This is a genomic window from Mesorhizobium sp. CNPSo 4670, from assembly GCF_057784235.1.
The window spans coordinates 1-5,479 of record NZ_JBWJFQ010000050.1; the positions used below are offsets into that span (position 1 = coordinate 1).

1 protein-coding gene and 1 pseudogene are annotated in these 5,479 nt (G+C 60.3%); both read left to right on the plus strand.

The window, feature by feature from the left end; genetic code table 11:
* Window positions 1-527 (plus strand): C48 family peptidase (locus AC0ZT5_RS34865; RefSeq protein WP_488500125.1); only part of this gene is annotated, 527 nt, incomplete at its 5' end.
* A gap of 423 nt (window positions 528-950) precedes the next feature.
* A pseudogene (locus AC0ZT5_RS34870) lies at window positions 951-5,479 on the plus strand (hypothetical protein); the annotation flags it as partial.

Here is a 5,479-nt window from a genome sequence, read left to right on the forward strand (position 1 = left end):
TCCTGAGGGACTACCAGCTCCTGACGCAAGAGTTGCGGGGGAACAATCCGGGTCTCGCCGCCCGGTCGCGGTTCGTGGATCCCCTCATAACCCTTGGCAGCCTGCGCTTGGGCACCGAGAGCGACATGCTAGGCGCATTCCAGCGCATCGTTCATGATCACAATGGCGACGACACGGCCGACTTCCTGTTCCTGCCAGTGAACGATGCCAGTGCCAATCGCCGCGGCAGCCATTGGTCGCTGCTGTTCGTTGATCGCCGCGAGCGCGGACGGCCGGTTGCCTATCACTACGACTCGAACGGGAGATACAACGAGGCGCCCGCAGGACAACTCGCAGCAAGGCTGGGCGCGCGCTTGGAGTCACCCCGCATCCCCCAACAGCGAAACGGTCATGATTGCGGCGTCTTTGTGGTGGACGGCACACGCGAGCTGGTTAGGCGATTGGCGCAACCAGGGCAGCCAGTCCAGCTGGACCTCGACGGGCTCCGTGCCGATCGGCAGGCACTGCAAAACCGACTGAGGGGCTGAAGTTCGCCACGGCGGGATAGCTTAAATTTAGACTGGAGCACCTCACGCCTACGGCCTGGGGCTCGGGTCCGATAGGTGGGAGGCGCACGCCCTGCGAAGGAGCACTCCACCTGACGTGAAAAAGCAGCTGACTCATTTCTTGTGCGAGGAGAAGCAGTATTTGTCTCGGATCTCGATCTATGGGGTCTTGACGGCGAAGCGCGCGGGCACATGCACAACGCTCGGGGCGTGTTGTCGTGATCAGCTTGTCGACAGCTTCCCCATTTAACAAAACAGACAGGGTTGGTCGCACTGGACGAACATCGGCTGCCGATGCTCACGGTGCATGCCTGCCGAGGGCTGTTAAAGGGTAGTTTGTTCCTGATTTCCGGCACGTCAAATCCAGCCCAGCTTCGATGCCGATATTTTTGAAGGGAGGAACGGATGGATTTCGCCTCGACGAAGTGGGAGCAGGTAAAGTCGGACAGCGCGGGCCGGCAAGCGAGTTCACCTGCGGTGCCGTCCGCAGATGCAGCGACCTTTGAGCGGCAGCTGAGCGAGATCGCCAATTCCCGTGGCGGCAGAGCAATGCCGGCGGCCTCGACGTTGCAGCCGGTCCAGTCAGCTGGGGTTTTGATAGGGCACAGCAAGGAGCCTCTTTATTCCGAGGACGCTCGCCTTATTTCGGGGCTTGAGAACGCGCTCCCCAAGGGCAAGGCCGCCAATCACACCGCCAACGGCTATATATACTCTCTTCGCAGCTTCAGCCGCCGGCTCTTCGCAAATAAAAGAGATCCGATTGCTGCTCGGCTCGACGACCAGTCGCTTACCGATGATGCCCGCGAAGCCATCGAAAAGGGTCATAATAGACGACTCCTCTCGGCAATAAACTATCTCCGGACCTTCCAGTCGACGGGCGGATTCGTGCCGATCACAAGCCGGACTGATCTAATTCCTCACCCCCATGACGTGGCTCTCATCGAAGAGTACAGAAACGACGCGGAGACATCGACCCGCAAGGTGTATGCAACTGTTCTTCGCAAATTCAGTGACTACCTGCGTAAGAGCAACAAGCCAGGCATTGCTGGTCGGCTTTCGGGCACGTCGTTGGGCGGCGATGTCGAGCGCTATAGGAGAGACGTCGGCGGTAGTGGGAATGTCGGTGCCGCACTGGCTGATCTGCGAAAATCGCAGGCAGGCGCTAAAGCGATGGGACTCGAGCGCCATATTCCCCTCGTTCCTGCTGCCGAAAACGCGGTCCGGATGGAGCCGATGCAGGAAGCGCACAGGTGGCCAGCGGAGCTGCCTCCTGTAGAAAGCTACGATCAGGATTTGCTTTGGGAGATGATGGACAAACCCGGCCCGTCGTCATCTCTCGAGCCAGCCGCGCGCCATGACCAGTCATCGGATCCCCGAGAGTCCGTTCGCCACTTGAACTGGGGCTACGACCGCCAGCAGTTCCCCGACAAGCCGATGGGTGCATTTGCCAGCAGTAACCTCCTGCCAGGCGAGGAGGTCCTCATCAACGATGAGCGTGACACAGCTGGGTTGCGGCCAGCGAAGAGGCCGAGGACCCTGGACAATCTAGACGGCCTTGCCATTGCGCAGCAGCTGAGCGAGATCGCCAATTCAGCTGGAATTAGAGCAATGCCGGCCGCCTCGACACTGCAACCGTCTCAGACAGCTGGAGTTTTGACAGGGCGGAGCAAGCAGCCTCTTTATTCCGAGGACGCTGGCCTTATTTCGGGGCTTGAGAACGCGCTCCCCAAGGGCAAGGCCGCCGATGCCACTGCCTACGCCTATGTATCTTCTCTTCGCAACTTCGGGCGCTGGCTCTTCGCAAATAACAAAGACCCGATTGCTGCTCGGCTCGACGACCGTTCGCTGACCGATGATGTGCGCGAGGCCATGGAAAAGGGTCATTACGGGAGACTCCGTGCGGCAATAGACCATCTCCGGACCTTCCAGGCGACGGGCAACGTGCTGATCACAAGCCGCACCGAGCTAAATCCTCACCCCCAGGATCTGGCTCTCATCAAAGAGTACAGAAATGACGCAGCGACAAGGACTGGCAGGTTGTATGCAGCTCTTCTTCGCAGTTTCAGTGACTACCTGCGTGAGAGCAACAAGCCGGGCATTGCTGGTCGGCTTTGCGGCACGTCATTGGACGGCGATGTCGAGATCTATAGGAAGGACGGCGGGGGCAATCGGAAAATCGGTGCCGCACTGGCTGATCTGCGAAAATCGCAGGCAGGCGTTAAAGCGATGGAGCTCGAGCGCCATATCCTCCCCGTTCCTGATCCCGAAAACGCGCCGCGGATGGAGCCAATGTCCGTCGGCGGCGCCGCTGCGCAGCAAAGCGCGTCTCAGGGCGCGGGCAGATGGCCAGATGAGCTGCCTCCTGTAGAAAGCTACGATCAGGATTTGCTTTGGGAGATAATAGACAAACCCGGCCCGTCATCTCTCGAGCCAGCGGCGCGCCATGACCAGTCTTCGGATCGAGCGTCCATTCGTCCCTTGAACTCGGGCTACGACCGCCAGCAGTTCCCGGACGAGCCGATGGGTGCATTTGCCAGCAGCAACCTCCTGCCAAGCGAGGAGGTCCTCATCAACGATGAGCGTGACACAGCTGGGTTGCGGCCAGCGAAGAGGCCGAGGACCCCAGCCAATCTACACGGTCTTGCCATTGAGCGGCAGCTGAGCGAGATCGCCAATTCAGGTGGAGCAATACCGGCGACCTCGACACTGCGGCCGGCTCAGTCAGCAGTTCGGATAGGGCGGAGCAAGCAGCCTCTTTATTCCGAGGACGCTCGCCTTATTTCGGGGCTTGAGAAGGCATTCCCCAACGGCAACGCCGCCAACCGCACTGCCTACAACTATGTATATTCTCTTCACAGGTTCGGGCGCTGGCTCTTCGCAAATAACAAAGATCCGTTTGCCGCCCGGCTCAACGAGCAATCGCTGACCGATGATGTGCGCGAGGCCATCGAAACGGGTCATTACGGGAGACTCCGTCCGGCAATGGACCATCTTCGGACCTTCCAGTCGGCGGGCGGAGTGGTGCCGGTCACAGCCCGCGCTGAGCTAAATCCTCACCCCCAGGACGTGGCTCTCATCAAAGAATACAAAAACGAAGCAGCGACAGGGACCCGCAGCCGGTATACAGTTGTTCTTCGCAATTTCAGTGACTACCTGCGTGAGAACAACAAGCCGGGCATTGCTGCTCGGCTTTCCGGCACGTCGTTGGACAGCGATGTAGAGCGCTATAGGAAAGACGCCGCGGGTAGTCGGCATATCGGTGCCGCACTGGCTGATCTGCGAAAATCGCAGGCAGGCGCTGAAGCGATGGAGCTCGAGCGCCATATCCTCCCCGTTCCTGATCCCGAAAACGCGCCGCGGATGGAGCCGATGCCCGTCGGCAGCGCCGCTGCGCAGCACAGCGCGTCGCAGGAAGCGGACAGATGGCCAGAGGAGCTGCCTCCTGTGGAAGGCTACGACCAGGATTTGCTTTGGGAGATGACGGGCGAACCCGGCCCGTCGCCATCTCTCGAGCCGGTTTTGATAGGGCGGAGAAAGCAGCCTCTTTATTCCGAGGACGCTCGCCTCATTTCGGGGCTTGAGAAGGCCCTCTTCGAGGGCAATGCCGCCGATGGCACTGCCAACGCCTATGTATCTTCTCTTCGCAGCTTCGGGCGCTGGCTCTTCGCAAATAACAAAGATCCGATTGCTGCCCGGCTCGACGACCGGTCGCTGACCGATGATGTGCGCGAGGCCATCGAAACGGGTCATAATGGGAGACTCCGTGCGGCAATGGACCATCTGCGGACCTTCCATTCGGCGGGCGGAGTCATGCCGATCACAGGCCGCGCTAAGCTAAATCCTCACCCCCAGGACGGGGCTCTCATCAAAGAATACAAAAACGAAGCAAGGACATCGACTGGCAGGTTGTATGCAGCTGTTCTTCGCAGTTTCAGTGACTACCTGCGTAAAAGCAACAAGCCGGGCATTGCTGCTCGGCTTTCCGGCACGTCATTGGACGGCGATGTCAAGCGCTATAGGAAGGACGGCGGGGGTAGTCAGCATATCGGTGTCGCACTGGCTGATCTGCGAAAATCGCAGGCAGGCGCTAAAGCGATGGAGCTCGAGCGCCATATCCTCCCCGTTCCTGATCCCGAAAACGCGATCCGGATGGAGCCGATGTCCGTCGGCGCCGCCGCTGCGCAGCACAGCGCGTCGCAGGGTGCGGGCAGATGGCCAGATGAGCTGCCTCCTGTAGAAAGCTACGATCAGGATTTGCTTTGGGAGATGATGGACAAACCCGGCCCGTCGTTGTCTCTCGAGCCAGCCCCGCGCCAGTTCTCCGACATCGGTGTATTTGCCAGCAGCAACCTCCTGCCAAGCGAGGAGGTCCTCATCAACGAGGAGCGTGACCCAGCTGGGTTGCGGCCAGCGAAGAGGCCGAGGACCCTGGACAATCCAGACGGCCTTGCCATTGAGCGGCAGCTGAGCGAGATCGCCAATTCAGGTGGTCGCCTGCTGTCGTCGGCGGATCCCGTCCATCAACTGGGTGCATTGCCATCGCAGGCGCAGGACATCGTCCAGGCCGGACGGCAAGAACCTGCCGGGTTCGCCTCAACCGGGTGGCCGCAGATGCCGCTCAACTTTGATTGGAGTATGTGGCCGACCCTGGAAGCAGCGCCAGCGCCCGCTGCCAGCGCCCGCCCCGACACCTACCGGGATTTTCCATTGGTTGCTCTGACTGCGGCCACGCCATCTGAATCACGCGACGATGATAATTCCGTGCCGGCGTTTGCAAGCAAATCCGCCGATGCTCAGGTCGGGGCTTTGGGTCCGACCGCCCCGTCTCACGGCCGCGGGCTGGTGCTCCAGGACATGGAATGGCTGGGCGACGAGCATGTCCTGAGGGACTACCAGCTCCTGACGCAAGAGTTGCGGGGGAACAATCCGGGTCT